General features: G+C 60.3%; 13 protein-coding genes. 7 read left to right on the top strand and 6 right to left on the bottom strand.

Annotated features, from left to right (window positions below; genetic code table 11):
- Positions 1-27: 27 nt before the first annotated feature.
- Together JAO29_RS08400 and JAO29_RS08395 are read right to left on the bottom strand one after the other, a co-directional pair.
- Positions 28-1731 carry an ATP-binding response regulator gene (locus JAO29_RS08400; protein ID WP_334267753.1) on the bottom strand — a complete coding sequence of 568 codons (1704 nt, stop codon included), beginning with the start codon at positions 1729-1731 and terminating at the stop codon, positions 28-30.
- 369 nt (positions 1732-2100) lie between these two features.
- A complete protein-coding gene (locus tag JAO29_RS08395; RefSeq protein WP_334267752.1) occupies positions 2101-3168 on the bottom strand; it encodes a 1,9-bis(guanidino)-5-aza-nonane synthase in 1068 nt (355 codons plus the stop codon).
- Positions 3169-3297: 129 nt separating this feature from the next.
- On the opposite strand from JAO29_RS08395, the gene pncB reads away from it, so the two are divergent.
- Positions 3298-4602 (top strand): nicotinate phosphoribosyltransferase, encoded by a 1305-nt coding sequence (pncB, locus tag JAO29_RS08390; protein WP_334267751.1) that lies wholly within the window; start codon positions 3298-3300, stop codon positions 4600-4602.
- A gap of 94 nt (positions 4603-4696) precedes the next feature.
- Entirely contained in the window at positions 4697-5635 is a 939-nt protein-coding gene (locus JAO29_RS08385; protein ID WP_334267750.1) for a S1/P1 nuclease, read from the top strand.
- Positions 5636-5689: 54 nt separating this feature from the next.
- On the opposite strand, the gene JAO29_RS08380 is transcribed toward JAO29_RS08385, so the two are convergent.
- Positions 5690-6265 (bottom strand): DUF2062 domain-containing protein, encoded by a 576-nt coding sequence (locus JAO29_RS08380; RefSeq protein ID WP_334267749.1) that lies wholly within the window; start codon positions 6263-6265, stop codon positions 5690-5692.
- Positions 6266-6305: 40 nt separating this feature from the next.
- Here JAO29_RS08380 and JAO29_RS08375 point away from each other — a divergent pair, with 40 nt between their 5' ends.
- From JAO29_RS08375 to JAO29_RS08365, 3 genes are all read left to right on the top strand, one after another.
- Positions 6306-7082: a lysophospholipid acyltransferase family protein gene (locus JAO29_RS08375; RefSeq protein ID WP_334267748.1), complete on the top strand. Its 777-nt coding sequence runs from the start codon at positions 6306-6308 to the stop codon at positions 7080-7082.
- 93 nt (positions 7083-7175) lie between these two features.
- The gene (locus JAO29_RS08370) at positions 7176-7988 is read left to right on the top strand and encodes a GNAT family N-acetyltransferase (RefSeq protein ID WP_334267747.1); all 813 of its coding nucleotides are present in this window, start codon (positions 7176-7178) and stop codon (positions 7986-7988) included.
- A complete protein-coding gene (locus JAO29_RS08365; protein WP_334267746.1) occupies positions 7989-8783 on the top strand; it encodes a lysophospholipid acyltransferase family protein in 795 nt (264 codons plus the stop codon).
- Here JAO29_RS08365 and udk read toward each other — a convergent pair.
- From udk to JAO29_RS08350, 3 genes are all read right to left on the bottom strand, one after another.
- On the bottom strand, positions 8718-9398 hold the full coding sequence (udk, locus tag JAO29_RS08360) for a uridine kinase (protein ID WP_334267745.1): 681 nt from the start codon (positions 9396-9398) through the stop codon (positions 8718-8720). The two genes, JAO29_RS08365 and udk, sit on opposite strands and share 66 nt — an antisense overlap.
- Before the next feature lie 57 nt (positions 9399-9455).
- On the bottom strand, positions 9456-10328 hold the full coding sequence (locus tag JAO29_RS08355; RefSeq protein ID WP_334267744.1) for a purine-nucleoside phosphorylase: 873 nt from the start codon (positions 10326-10328) through the stop codon (positions 9456-9458).
- A gap of 235 nt (positions 10329-10563) precedes the next feature.
- Positions 10564-11850, bottom strand: a complete 1287-nt coding sequence (locus tag JAO29_RS08350) for an FG-GAP repeat domain-containing protein (RefSeq protein WP_334267743.1) — start codon at positions 11848-11850, stop codon at positions 10564-10566.
- Positions 11851-11995: 145 nt separating this feature from the next.
- On the opposite strand from JAO29_RS08350, the gene JAO29_RS08345 reads away from it, so the two are divergent.
- Both JAO29_RS08345 and JAO29_RS08340 read left to right on the top strand, forming a co-directional pair.
- Positions 11996-13042, top strand: coding sequence for a hypothetical protein (locus JAO29_RS08345; protein WP_334267742.1), 1047 nt, complete (start codon positions 11996-11998; stop codon positions 13040-13042).
- Between the two features lie 77 nt (positions 13043-13119).
- Positions 13120-13833, top strand: coding sequence for a class I SAM-dependent methyltransferase (locus JAO29_RS08340; RefSeq protein ID WP_334267741.1), 714 nt, complete (start codon positions 13120-13122; stop codon positions 13831-13833).
- Positions 13834-13872: the final 39 nt, after the last annotated feature.

Raw genomic sequence — 13872 nt, 5'->3', positions numbered from 1 at the left:
CGAATCAGAGCCTATTCCGAGAAATCATCAAGCTGCCGGTCCTGCCGCAATAAGCTGCTCGGCCCGGGAACGAAGGCGCCGCACCATGGAGAGCACAAGGGTCTCGACCTCGTGTGGTTGAACCTTCGCTTTGGTTAAGAATTCAGTGGGGCCTAGCTTGAGCTTCGACATCTCTCCATCCGACAGCTCGTGGCCGGAGTAGACGACCAGAGGCATGCTGCGAAGCGGGGGCTGCTGCCGGAGCCACTCCACGAACGAGAAGCCATCGCCATCGGGCAGCGTCAGATCGAGTATGACCAGGTCAGGACGCCGTCCTACGCAGTGCCGGATGGCCTGCTGGCGGGTTGAGGCGTGGTCGATGTGAACATCTGCTTCCCGGAAGTTCTCCATCAGAACGCTGGCCAGGTCGTCATCATCTTCCACCAGAAGGACATAGGCCGGACCTTCGCCGTGATGCAGAACGCGGCCGAGCTCTGCAAAGAGCAGATTCTCGTTGAACGGTTTCTGTACCCAGCCCTGAGCATCCCCGGAGATCTGCGAACGGAGGTTCGAAGAGAGGACGCTGAGCACAACCACCGGGATCTCCGCGGTTTCGGGGTTGTCGCGCAGCCGCTGCAGGGTCTCCCATCCGCTCAGGCCGGGCATATACAGGTCGAGAAGGATGGCTTCAAGTGGCTGATCCATCACGATTTTCAGAGCCTCTTCGCCGCTGCTCGCCTCGATGACGGTATAGCCTTGGCGGGTGAGGTGCCCAGAGACGATGGTCCGAATGCTGGCATCGTCATCGCAGATCAGGATTGCGCCCTCTCCGGGCGGCACGATCGGAACGGCCGGAGCGATATCTGTCGCGCGGGCGGTGCGCGGAAGCATAACGAACAGCGTGGTCCCCTTGATCAGGTTGCGCTGTGCCCAGATGGAGCCGCTATGCTGCTGCACAATACTGCGGCAGATCGACAGGCCCAGGCCCGTTCCTCCACGCTGCCGGGCATCGGAATGCTCGACCTGCTGGAAGCGATCAAAGACGGCATCGAGCTTGTCTGCGGGTATTCCGCGTCCCTCATCCACAACCTTGAGCAGGATGGAATCGGACGTTGCGTCGGTGTGGATGCGAACCGTGGAGGCCGGGGGAGAGAACTTGATGGCATTGGAGAGGAGATTGGTCAGGACCTGAAGAATCCTGTCGGAGTCTCCGTCGAAGAAGAGGCAATCTATCGGGGAGCTCTGTCCTCCCGCATACGCAACCAGTTCCAGATGAACGGTATGATCGTCCGCCATGGGGGTCATGGTTTCGATGGCTTGCTCGCAGAGCTCCCGCAGCGAGCAACGGCGAATCTGGAGTGGCGCCCGACCGGATTCCATGCGTTCGAGATCGAGGATGTCGTTGATCAGACGGATCAGCCGGTCCGTATTTGTGGTCGCGATCCGCAGTAGATTCATGGCTCGCGGATCCAGATCTCCTATGGTTCCGGAGGCAAGCAGGCCGAGCGCGCCCCGGATGCTGGTCAGTGGCGTACGGAGCTCGTGGGAGACCGTGGAGATGAACTCATCCTTAAGCGTGTCCAGTTGAGACCGGACGGACAACTGCATCTTGTCTTGGTGCTGTTGCTCGCGCGCCTGGGTAAGCTGTTCCGCCAAGTCGCGCGCAGTCCGCTGCGCCCGCATGAGACCGAACAAGAGAACCCCGCATGCCGCTAGAAGCGAGACAAAACCTAGAACCGGAAGCATATGCATGCTGGACGACCCTTAAGTAACCTAGCAGTAAGGAGATGGAGCTCACTTTCAAATCTCCACCCAAAGCAAGTAAAGTAGCGCAGATTAGACACTTATACGATTAAGCATATCCCTGGCACGTTTTGTATGTAACAAAAGTAACCTATCTCTTATCGCACGATACACGTTTTTTTTGAAACCAGTTAGCGATACAGCTGAGGATGCCAGACTCGAACGGAACTGGGAAGCGCCGTAACGCAAGGGGTAATCTCCGCAGCCAACAGATTTGAAGAGAGATAGCAACAGCGAGGAACTCGTCTGGCGCGTTCGCATCGCCCAAACAGAAAGGCCGCCCGGAGGCGGCCCTTTGGTAACCTCTTCAAAAAATAATTATGCGGTTACTGCCACCTGATCCAGAATGGTGGCCCACTTCTTACCTTCGCGGGAGGTATGAGCTTTTTTGTGGAACGCATAACCGGCGATCAGCGGGAGAGCCATGGTGGCTTCGGAGTAGACCATCTGCTCGTAGGTGGTATCCACTTTGCCCCAGCTGGAAGCTTCCTTCAAGGTCGAGCCGGAGAGGGCACCGTCACGGGAGTCCGCTACCGTGACCTGGATGGCGTATTTGTGCATCGAGGCTTCCACGCCAAGAATGTCAGCAGCCACAACGATGTCCTGGGCGAAGTTCTTCGGTACGCCACCACCGATCATCAGGAGCCCGGTCGTCGGGTTTGCGATCTTGAGTTGTGTCAGCTCGTAGAAGTCTTTGGCTGAGTCGATGGAGACACAGGGCTTGCCCTGACGCGCGTGCTGGTGCGCCACCAGGCCAAAGCCGGCAGAGCAGTCCGAGAAGGCGGGAACGAAGATGGGAACGTTCTTCTCGTAGGCTGCCAGGACGATGGAGTCACGCCCTCCGGCCTGGGGAGTCTTGCTATTCTTCACCAGGTAGGCTCCCATCTCACGGATAAACTCACGGGAGCTGTAGGGGCGGGGCTCGAGCGAGTTGGTGATCTGGTGGGTGGTCTCGTCGCACATCCGCAGCTCTTCTTCGTCGATGAACGTGTCGTAGATGCGATCGATCATCAGCTCGCGAAGAACCCCATCTTCGTGCCCGTACTTGTATTCGTCACCGGCGACGTAGTGGTTGAAGCCGAGAGCCTCGAAGAAGTCCTGGTCGACGATGTTTGCACCGGTGGAGACGATCGCATCGACCATGTTGTTGCGGACGAGATCGACGATGACCTTCTGCAGGCCGGCGGAGATCAGGGATCCGGCGAGGCAGAGAATCACACCGCACTCCGTATCCCGAAGCATCATCTCGTAGATTGAGGCAGCGCGGGCGGTATCGCGCGAGCTGAAGGCCATCGACTGCATAGCATCGACAAGGGGAACGACGTTGTGCTGCTGGATGTCGATGTGCTTGACGGGTTGGGTGAGGAGTTCTTTTTTCGTCAACATAGCCACTATAGGATAGCAAGTTGAATCCAGCGGTTGGCGTGACTTTTTGTGAATTTTCCCATCTGCCCCCGATGCTGTCGCGAAACTCCGGATTGCTTCCTGACCGGGGACCGGGCGAGACTGGATTGTATGAACGTCAACCTCGCGGAGCGGGCCCACAATCACAATTGGAATTTGGACCCCATCGTCCGTTCGCTGCTAGACACAGACTTCTACAAGTTGCTGATGCTGCAGTTCATCTGGAAGAACTTCCCGAGGGTCCACGTCACCTCGGAGACGACCAACCGCACCGTCTCAGTACGTCTCGCCGACCATGTTCCGCTGTCAGCCCTGCGAGAACAGATGGAGTACGTCCGGCGTCTCCGCTTTCGGAAGAGCGAATTGATCTGGCTGGCCGGAAATACCTTCTACGGCACCCGGACCATCTTCGAGCCTGCCTTCCTCGACTGGCTCGAGCACGATTTCCGACTGTCCGACTATGAGTTGACGGAGCAGGACGGACAGATCGTCCTGCGATTTTCCGGGGTGTGGACCGAGGTCACGATGTGGGAGATCTATGGTCTGGCGTTGCTGAGCGAGATGAAGACCCGCGCAGCTCTGAGCCAGCTCAGCGAACTGGAGCTCGACGTGCTTTATGCCCGGGCCAAGACGCGCCTGTGGGACAAGATCGAAAAGCTGCGACAGGTCCCGCAGGTTCGCATCTCGGAGTTCGGTACCCGTCGAAGGCACTCGTTTCTCTGGCAGGAGTATGTCGTGACGGCCATGCGTGCCGGGATCGGAGAGAGCCTGTCGGGAACGTCCAACACGTATCTCGCTTACAAGCACGATCTTGAGGCGATGGGAACGAATGCGCATGAACTGCCCATGGTCATGGCGGCTCTGTCGAACTCGGATAAGGAGCTGCATCAGTCCCAGTATCAGGTGCTTGAACTCTGGCAGAAGAGCTACGGCGGTGAACTGCTCATTCTGCTGCCGGATACCTTCGGGACGACCCAGTTCCTCCAAGGGGCCCCCGACTGGGTGGCGGACTGGACCGGCCAGCGCTGTGATTCAAAAGATCCCTTTGTTGCCGGAGATGAGTACATCGCCTGGCTGATGAGCCGGGGAAGGGACGCTCGTCGCAAACGCTTTATCGCCTCCGACGGCCTCGATGTCGATGAGATTCTCTCCCTGCAGAGCTACTTCGAGGGAAGAATCCGCTTCAGCGCGGGATGGGGAACCCTGCTGACCAACGATTTCCGCGGATGCCACCCCCGAGGGGAGCACGATCTGGAGCCGATCAGCCTGGTCTGCAAGATCGTAGCCGTGGAGGGAAGGCCGGCAGTCAAGCTCAGCGACAATGCTCACAAGGCGACGGGGCCTGCCGACGAGATTGCGCGCTATCGCCGCGTCTTCCAAAGCGTCGCAGTCGAGGGAGCTGCCGTGGTCGTATAGCGTGGAAGATCGGGTAGCTGTCGACGGATGAGCCGGTCGATGTTGCTGCAGCCAATTTACCGGAACTGTTGCAATAGGCAGATATACTGCCACCATGTCGAAGATCTGGGGAGTATTACGTTTTGTGGCGGCTGCCGCATTGATGCCCGTCATGATGGTGCAGCCGTCGTTTGCCTGGGGCGCGGATGGCCACAGAATGATCAATCGCCTGGCGGCGGCGAACCTTCCCAAGGATGTTCCGGCGTTTCTCCGGAATGGTGCCGCCCTGGATACGATGGATTACCTGGGGCCGGAACCGGACCGGTGGCGCAATCACGCCGAACAGGAGCTTGAAGATGCGCAGGCGCCTGAGCACTTCATCGACTTAGAATATGCTGACCTGATCGGGACCCTGCCGAAGAAGCGCTACGATTACATCCGTGCGCTTGCCCAGGCGCAGCCTGCGCACCCTGAGATTCAGATGACGCCCGAGAAGGTAGGCCTGCAGCCGTATGTGACCGAGGAGGTCTGGCAGCGGCTCAAGGTTGGTATGCGGGAGTACCGTCATCTCTTAGCTGCTGGAGAAGATACGAGTCCTGCCGAGACGGCCATTCTCTTTTATGCGGCGTGGCTTGGTCATTATGTCGCGGACGGATCGCAGCCGCTGCACGTAACCATGCAATACAACGGCTGGAATGGTCCCAATCCGAATGGATACACCACCGGGCACAAGATCCATTCGCTGTTTGAATCCACCTTCGTCACCCAGAACATCAAGGCGGCGGATCTGGCCCCTCTGGTTGCGGCCTCGGAGCCCAAGCTGCTGGACGACGAGTGGACGGATTACCTGGCGTATCTGCGCCACTCTGCCACCCTGGTGGAAAAGACCTATCAGCTTGAGAAGGCCGGGGGATTCGCGGGAGCAGGAACGGCCGAGGGGAAGACCTTCGCCGAGGAACGGCTCGCTGCCGGGGCAATCGAGCTGCGCGACATGATCTATACCGCGTGGGTCCGTAGCGGCGATCCGGTCGAGGAGTTCCACGGAAGCAAGTGAAGCGGAGAGTCTGGAGCCAGGAATGAGGCTAGCCAATCTCTCGCTAAGGGGAGATCAGGACGCCGGCACGTCAGCCACGCTGTTGCGCTGCTGCAGGCGAGTCGACACTCTTCTGAGCAGCGGCGTCAGCGTGAAGGCAATCAGCGGAATCAGCATTGTGGCCAGGGCTACCCAGACCAGGAAGGCGTGCAGCTCCCATCGCCAGATCTTGCGGGCGAACTCGAGCGGGTCGCGCCGCGCCATCTCCAGCAGCGTGTGCGCAGAAAACGGAAGCGGTTCGGAGTGGAGGAGATCGCTTCCCAATTGAAGAAAGGGAATCAGCAACAGAAGCTGGAAGGGGTACATCAGGTGGTTAACCAGCTGTGAGACCGCAAGGTTGAGGCGCAGCAGCATCGCCAGAGCCAGACAGAGAACCGTCGTCGAGCCCAGCACGGGGTTGATCCCGACCAGCAGACCGAGTGCGATGCTCCATGCCAGCCGCCTGGGAGACGCTCCTCTTCTGAGGAGGGCGAGGATCGGGAGCACGATCCGGCGATAGAGAAAACGATCGCTTCCGGGACGCGTTGAGGCCGGCGAAGAACCAGCAGGGTCTTCGTTATTTTCTTTGACGATGGTTGGATCAATCTCCACGGATGTCAGGATAGACTGTGCGCACCAGAGGAGGGTACGGGTGAGCGTTTTTCGGTCAGTAGTTCGCAGCGTTCAGCTTGCAGGCTACTTTGTACGATACGGTGCGGAACTGCTGATTCGCAGGCCGGAGACGCGTGAGGCGCGGGCCGAATGGCTGCACCGCTTCGCCGCCGCAGCGCTTGACGGCCTCGGGATCGAGATCTCGACGACGGGAAGATTTCCGGAGCGCGGGGCCCTCATCTCGAACCACCTCGGCTACCTTGACATCATCGTCTTCGCAGCGCTGCATCCCTGTGTCTTCGTCTCCAAGGCGGAGGTTGCCAGCTACCCTGTCGTGGGCTGGATGACCGTCATGGTGGGCACGGTGCTGGTCGCGAGAGGGCATGGAGGCTCGGCCCGGAAGGCCAGGGCAGGGCTGGAAGCAGCATTTCAGGCAGACCTTCCGGTCGTCTTCTTCCCGGAGGGCACAACCAGCGACGGCAGCGGAATGTTGAAGTTTCGCAGCGGCCTGCTGTCACAGGTGCGCGGCGCCGGAGCGGCGGTTACCGCTGGCCATATCTGCTATAGCCTCACGCAAGATAACGGCACGGCGACAGTGAGCGACGATATCTGCTATTGGGGCGATGTGGTTCTTGTGCCGCATATCTTCCGCCTGCTCGGACTCCGTGGCATCCGCGCAGAGGTGCAGTTTGCGGATGAGCCGATTGATTTCTCGGCCCGTCCGGAAGAACGCAAGCGAGCGGCCCAGGAGGCGTGGGTGGAGGTGGCTGAACTGGCTCGCGCCCGGGCGGGTACCGAAACGGTGCACCATTTCTGATTCAACGAATCTTTACATGGTATGAACATCCTGTAACAGAAACCAACGCAGACTGACCTCGATAGCACTCATCCCGGGCAACAAGGAGAGTCGATGGTCAGTGTCAAAGAATCGCCTTCGCTGGTTCAATCTCAGGTCTGTCAGACTGCCGTCGATCTTCCCACTCGAAAAGAGATTCGCCTTGAAGGCGGCTCATATATAGCTCGCATTGCGCTTACGGACAGTGATCGGTGGGCGGCCTACCGCCTGCGCTTCCTGGTCTTTAATCTGGAGATGAACGAAGGTCTCGAGTCCGCCTACGTCGATGGGTACGACCGGGATCGTTATGACGAGGTCTGCGACCATCTGCTCGTGGAAGAGCGTGCGACCGGAGCCATTGTGGGGACCTACAGGCTGCAGCTAGGAGATGTTGCAGGCAGCAGGTTCGGCTACTACAGCGAGCAGGAGTTCTGCTTCGCTCCCTACGAGAAGATGCGCAGCCAGATTGTGGAGCTGGGACGGGCCTGCATCCATCGGGATCACCGCTCACCCGAGGTGCTTCACCTGCTGTGGCGCGGAATCGCCCGTTATGCGCTGGCGAACGGTGGTCGTTATATGGTGGGATGCTGCTCGCTCAACTCGGTTGATCCGGAGATGGGCCACGCAGTCTACGCCTCCTTGCAGGGTTGCCTGGTCGAACCTGAGCTGCGCACGTCTCCTACGGCGGCCTTTGCGATGCCTCCTGCAGCGGGTACGGTGGAGTCGCAGCGCGCACCAAAGTTGCTGCGGGCGTATCTTGCCATCGGCGCCCAGATCTGCGGCGAGCCTGCTATCGACCGTGAATTTCGCACGATCGATTTTCTGACGCTGATGGATCTCCAAAACCTTCACCCTCGGATGGCCGCGAGATTTCTTGAGGGCCGCTGAGTGCGACATCTGCGCGCCTGCCTGCGGATTGTGAAACTTGTCGGTGTGCTTCTTGCTCTCGCTGCAGATCTTTTTCTACGCCCACCAGGCACGCCTGCCGGGGGAGCTGAGAGGATTCATCGCTACTGCAAGAGAATGGTCCGCTCGCTCGGAGTGAACTGGAGTGTCGAGGGAGAATGTATCCGCTCCGGCGCGGTGGTCTCGAATCACCTGAGCTATCTGGACATTCTCGTCTTCGGCAGCATCCGGCCGTTCGTTATGGTCGCCAAAGCGGAGGTTCGCGGATGGCCGGGAATCGGCTGGATCACGAGGAAGGCAGGCACCGTGTACGTGGTTCGCGGAGGCGACCCTGCAACCTATCCAGCGGTGAACCGGGCGATGGCGGAGGCGTACGGGAGTGGCCTGCCTGTGCTGTTCTTCCCGGAGGGAACGACTACCGATGGCTCGGAGGTTCTGGGGTTCCGGCGAGGGTTGTTTCACTCCGTTCTGAATGAAGGAGTCTCCTTACAGGCTGCGGCGCTCAGCTATCGCTGCGAGGATCCCGCCATCTCGATCGGTGAGGACGTCTGCTGGTGGGGCGATGCTCTGCTCGCGCCGCATCTGTGGCGGCTGGCACAGGCTGATTGCGTGCGAGCGATGGTGCGCTTTGGGAACGTCGTCGGAGACCGGGAGGATCGCTTTGCGCTCTCGTACGCTGCGCGTCAGCAGGTCGCCGAGATGTATGGAGACTTACTGGTCGGCCCGGACGGCGCGGTGGCCGACGTGCATGAGCCCGAGCTGGTGCAGGCGCTGTAAGACCTGCTCGACCGACCAGTCCAAAGCGTCCGTGCCTTCGACAACTACGCTGGCGTGCTGTGCGGACGGAATGACGTAGAGATCGGCCATCGGCTTGGCCGTGGCTTCAAACTGTGCACGCACGCTCTCTTCGGTTCGTCCACGCTCCCGCATGTCGCGATAGATCCTCCGGTTGAGGCAGATCTGGTTGGGAGCGTTGACGTAGATGCTGAAGTCGAAGAGCGCGCGCAGGCCCGGATAGTGCAGTGCGAGGATTCCTTCGACGATCAGGACCGGCGCGGGTGCGATGGTCTCGGTCCGGTCAGGAACGCGAGTGTGGGTGGTGAAGTCGTAGATGGGCCGCTCGATGCTGCGGCCTTCGAGCAGAGCTTCGACGTGCTTGACCAGCAGCGCGTGCTCGAGCGAATCCGGGTGATCGAAGTTCTGAAGCGCGCGGTCCTCGGGAGCAAGGTGACGGAGACAGCGGTAGTAGAAGTCCAGCGGCAGAAGGGTCGCGTCAAGCTGCGCAGTCAACTCCCGGGCAAGTGTGGTTTTGCCGGAGCCGGAGCAGCCGGCCACTGCGAGAACCAGAGGGCGTTGCGGAAGCAGGAGCTGCTGCGCAGGTTGATCTTGCAAGAAGAGCGATTCCTTTCTCGATGGAGTTCCGTTCGGCAGGAGCGGGGCAGTATCGCGTTAGGACGTTGCTGGCTGCGTCACAAGCTGCGGAATGAGAGCCGTGAGCAGGCTGGTGAATTGTCCTGCGATGCGTTTGCCGGTCTCCATAACCTCTTCGTGATTGATGGGCTGATCGAGGACGCCAGCGGCCATGTTGGTGACGATGGAGAGGCCGAGGATCTCGATGCCCATGTGACGGGCGGCGATGACCTCGTGGACGGTCGACATTCCTACGAGGTCGCCGCCAAGGATGCGAAAGGCCCGTATCTCTGCGGGGGTCTCGTAGCTGGGGCCGAGCACGGCGACGTAGACGCCTTCCTCGAGCTTCCAGCCCTGCTTCGACGCTTCCTCTATGGCCAGCTTCCTGAAAGCAGGGGAGTAGGCGTGGGTCATGTCGAAGAAGCGGTCGCCGAAGCGAGGCTCATTGGGTCCGATCAGAGCGTTGGTTCCGGTCAGGTTGATGTGATCGGCGAGAGCGACGATCGCTCCCTGGCCGTAGCCCGGATTGATTCCTCCGGCCGCGTTGGTGATGATGAGCCGTTCCACTCCGAGCAGACCCAGCACGCGGGTCGGGAAGGTGACCTGCTTCATGGAGTATCCCTCGTAGGCGTGCACGCGACCCTGCATGACCGCTACGGGGATGTCTCCGATCCTGCCGAGGACCAGCTGCCCGGAGTGTCCTGCGACGGTAGAGATGGGGAAGTTGGGGATCTCCGAGTAGGGGATGACGGTCGCGTCCTGGACAGACTCGGCGAAGTCTCCGAGGCCGGACCCGAGAATGAGACCGAGCTTGGGTTGAATCCGGGCGACGGAATGGATGTAGCCCGCGGCGGCCATAGCACGCGCGTGCAGATCTTCCAAATTCTCGGACGTCTCGCTGATTTGTGTCATACCCACCCCGGCCAAAGTTGTGCAAAGTATTCAAAAGCTGTGTCTTAGCCTCGGACTTCGTGTTTTGCGCCCGTGCTGCCCGGCGCCACAGATATTTGAGGCTTGTTAACAGTTTAGCGAGTCGCAGCAATCTAATCGGCAGATTTGGGTGGTTTATTTCAGGCGACCAGAGCAGATCCTGACGCTATGCGGCGGCTGCTTTACGCATGATGTCGCGACCTTGTCCTCCGACGAGTTAGCGCTTGTCGCCCGGCTTTGTGCTGAACCAGATACTGTTGGGAGCATCGGAACGCGCCGCCACGATATCCGGCCAGCCGTCCTGATCGAAGTCGGCGAAGGCGAGACCGTAGACGGTGCCTTTGCCGTCGTTCCAGGGGACCTCGTGGAACGTGCGGCCCTGCCCGGTGTTGAAGTAGACCGATCCGCACTGTTCCACGTAACCCACGATGATGTCCGGCCGCTTGTCGCGATTCAGGTCGGCGATCGCCAGACTGTACGGCAGCCGCTCGGGACCGGGAAGCCGGACCGGCTCTCCGAACTGGCGTCGACCGCGGTTAGAGATGACGAAGGCACCCTTGGAGCCTTCATCGATGACCGCCAGATCGGGTCGCCCATCGCCGTCTAGATCGCCCGCCGCGCCGATGCGAATCCAGGCTTCGGCTGGCCCCACTTTGGTCCAAGTCGGGAAGTGTCCCTTGCCGTCGTTCCAAAGTACGTAGCTCTGACCGCCGTCGCGATGGGGCACGAACAGGTCGAGCACGCCATCGCGGTCCAAATCCGCAGCTACGATCGAGGTCGCTGATTCTGTCTTTGGCAGTGGCTGGCAAGCGGGAAAGTGGCCTTTGCCATCGTTGAGGCAGACATAACTCACAGCGGGGACCTGGGGGCCTTTACCGGGTTTTCCGTCCACCGGGTCGGGATAGTCGCCGCGGTTTGTGGCCACAATGTCGGGATAGCCATCACCGTTGAGGTCCGCCAGCGTTACATACCGTGTGGTCCACCTGGGATCGCCGAATGTACCGAATTCGGTGAACTGGCCCTTGCCGTCATTCTTATATACGAGCTTGCGATCCGGGTCGTCGTTGCTGACCACGATGTCCAGGTGGCCGTCGCGATCGACATCCGCCAGCGCCGCCGAATAGGTGCGGTCGGGGGCGGTCCCCACATTACTGGCGATGAAGCCGCCGCGGCCATCGTTCAGAAGCACGCGATTGAAGACGGGCCAATGCCGTCCTTTGCCAAGCACGATGTCGGGTAGACCGTCTCCGTTGAGGTCGCCCACGCTTACGCCGGCCGAGGTTTCGGCCTTATCTTCAAGCAGCAGGACACGATCGAAAGAACGCAGGACCGGCGCCGATGCCGCTTGCGCATGGGCCAACAGAAGGATTGCAAACAACACCCATGCGAGGGCGTATATCTTCTTCTCTTTGAGGAGGAAGCCAACCATAGGCTCGGAGACGATCGCCTTTATAAAGAAATTTGTAAACGAGGCCAGTAGATACGAGGACCTGGCACTTCGCAAGTCTTCGGGTCTCTGCCACTTCTTGAATTCAGGGCAAGCGCGTACTACGCGAAGAATTCAATGAAGCTGCACCAGCCCGCGAGTCGGTGCAGAGTCTGCCGGTGCTCTCGCTGGACAGGGGAAAGACGGAAGGAAACAATGACCCATGGGGCGCGCGGGAGTTGCGGGACTTCTACTGGGGATGATGTTGCCGATGGTGGCCGGAGCGACTGCGCCTGCAGGCGAGCGGGACGCCGACCGCGATGGTCTGAGCGACCGGCTGGAGAATACGCTGCTGCAGCAGTTCCAGCCTCAGTGGATGATCAGCAAGAATGACTGCTCCGAGAAGCCAGGTCAGTTCGAACCGGGAGCTGTTATCCCGAAGGTGGTGGCCGACGACGGGACGATCTATGGACAGGCGTCTCCGCACAGGGGGCGCAGAGACGAGGTAGAGCTGCACTTCTATCATCTGTGGCGTCAGGACTGTGGCGAGATGGGCCATGCGCTGGACGCCGAGCATGTCTCTGTTCTTTTGCACAGAACCCGCGAGCAGGGAGGTGAGCCGGAGTGGCGCGCGACGTACTGGTATGCGGCGGCGCATGAGGATACGGTGTGCGACGCGAGCCAGATTACGAGGGCTTCGACGCTGGAGGCGGAGGAGCATGGGGCGACGGTGTGGGTCTCACCGGGAAAGCACGCCTCCTTTCTGAACGAAGAGCTGTGCTCAAGCGGATGCGGCGGGGACCACTGCTCATCCATGAAGCCGCTGGAGCGGTCTGAGGTGGTGAACCTGGGGGAACTCTCACACCCCGTCGATGGAGCGATCTGGATCGCTTCCACACGCTGGCCCCTTACCGACAAGATGCGCCGCACGGACTTCACCGAGACGAGGCTCAGGCGGCTGGAGCGTCTGCCGGATACCGACGTGGCTTGGGCTAATCCGGCCAAGCGCCCGGCGCAGGCGGCGATCTATGGAGGGAACTCCGCTCTGAATGGAGTTGCCACGGGGGGGCGGAGCACGGACACGGCGCTTGTGCTGGCAAATGAGAGTACGGGCGAGGCGCTGGGGAAGGCTCAGCACAATACGGGAGATGCTTTGAAGAAGAGCTACCGTAACGTGATCAAAGCCCTGGGGGGAGCCGCCTCGGCGACCGGCCAGGCGCTCGAAGGAAAGTCCGGGAAGCCGGAGAAGGATCCCGAGTCCCCGCAGTGAGCGAACGGTTCGATCTGGTAGGCTAGGCTCGAAGTCGGGCCACGAAGGTAAACCGGGAGTTCGGGGGAACCGGGCGCATGGGTGATTTTCACTATGTAGGGTCGGAGCTGGACGTCTTTGCCGAGGCCAGGAACTGGAAGTCGTACTGGTCCGGGAGCATCCGACGCTTTCTCTCCGGAGACATCCTCGAAGTGGGCGCGGGGATCGGATCGAACACCGAGGTGATGTGCGGGCAGAGCGGAGGCCGGTGGGTGTGCCTGGAACCCGATCCTGCGCTGGTGGACCGGTTGAGAGCGAGACTGCGGGAGATGAACGGGGGATCGAGGTTCGAGGATCTTTGCGGGACGCTGCGGACCATGGATAAGGCCGACCAGTTCGACACCATCGTGTACATCGATGTGCTGGAGCATATAGAGGACGACGTGGAGGAGATGAGGGAGGCGGAGGCTCGACTGCGGCCCGGAGGAAGGATCGTTGTCCTGTCCCCGGCACACCAGTGGCTGTATACGCCTTTCGATGCTGCCATCGGTCACTTCCGGCGTTACAACCGTATGTCGTTGAAGAGGGTTTCCCCGGCAGGGATGGTGCTGGAGAAGATGTTTTACCTGGACGCCTGCGGGATCTTTGCCTCGGCCGCCAACCAGATGTTCCTGCGGCAGTCGACGCCCACCCGCAGCCAGATAGGAGCGTGGGACCGGTGGATTATTCCGGCCTCGCGGGTTGTCGATCCCATGCTGGGGTATGCAGTTGGCAAGTCGATTATAGGAATCTGGCGCAAACCAGCTGCGTAGACTGGCCAGAACGCATCGAACGTACAACACGGGCTCCCG

The organism is Edaphobacter sp. HDX4 (assembly GCF_036877565.1).
Lineage (GTDB): Bacteria > Acidobacteriota > Terriglobia > Terriglobales > Acidobacteriaceae > Edaphobacter.
This window is presented reverse-complemented; position numbering and strand designations above follow the sequence as displayed.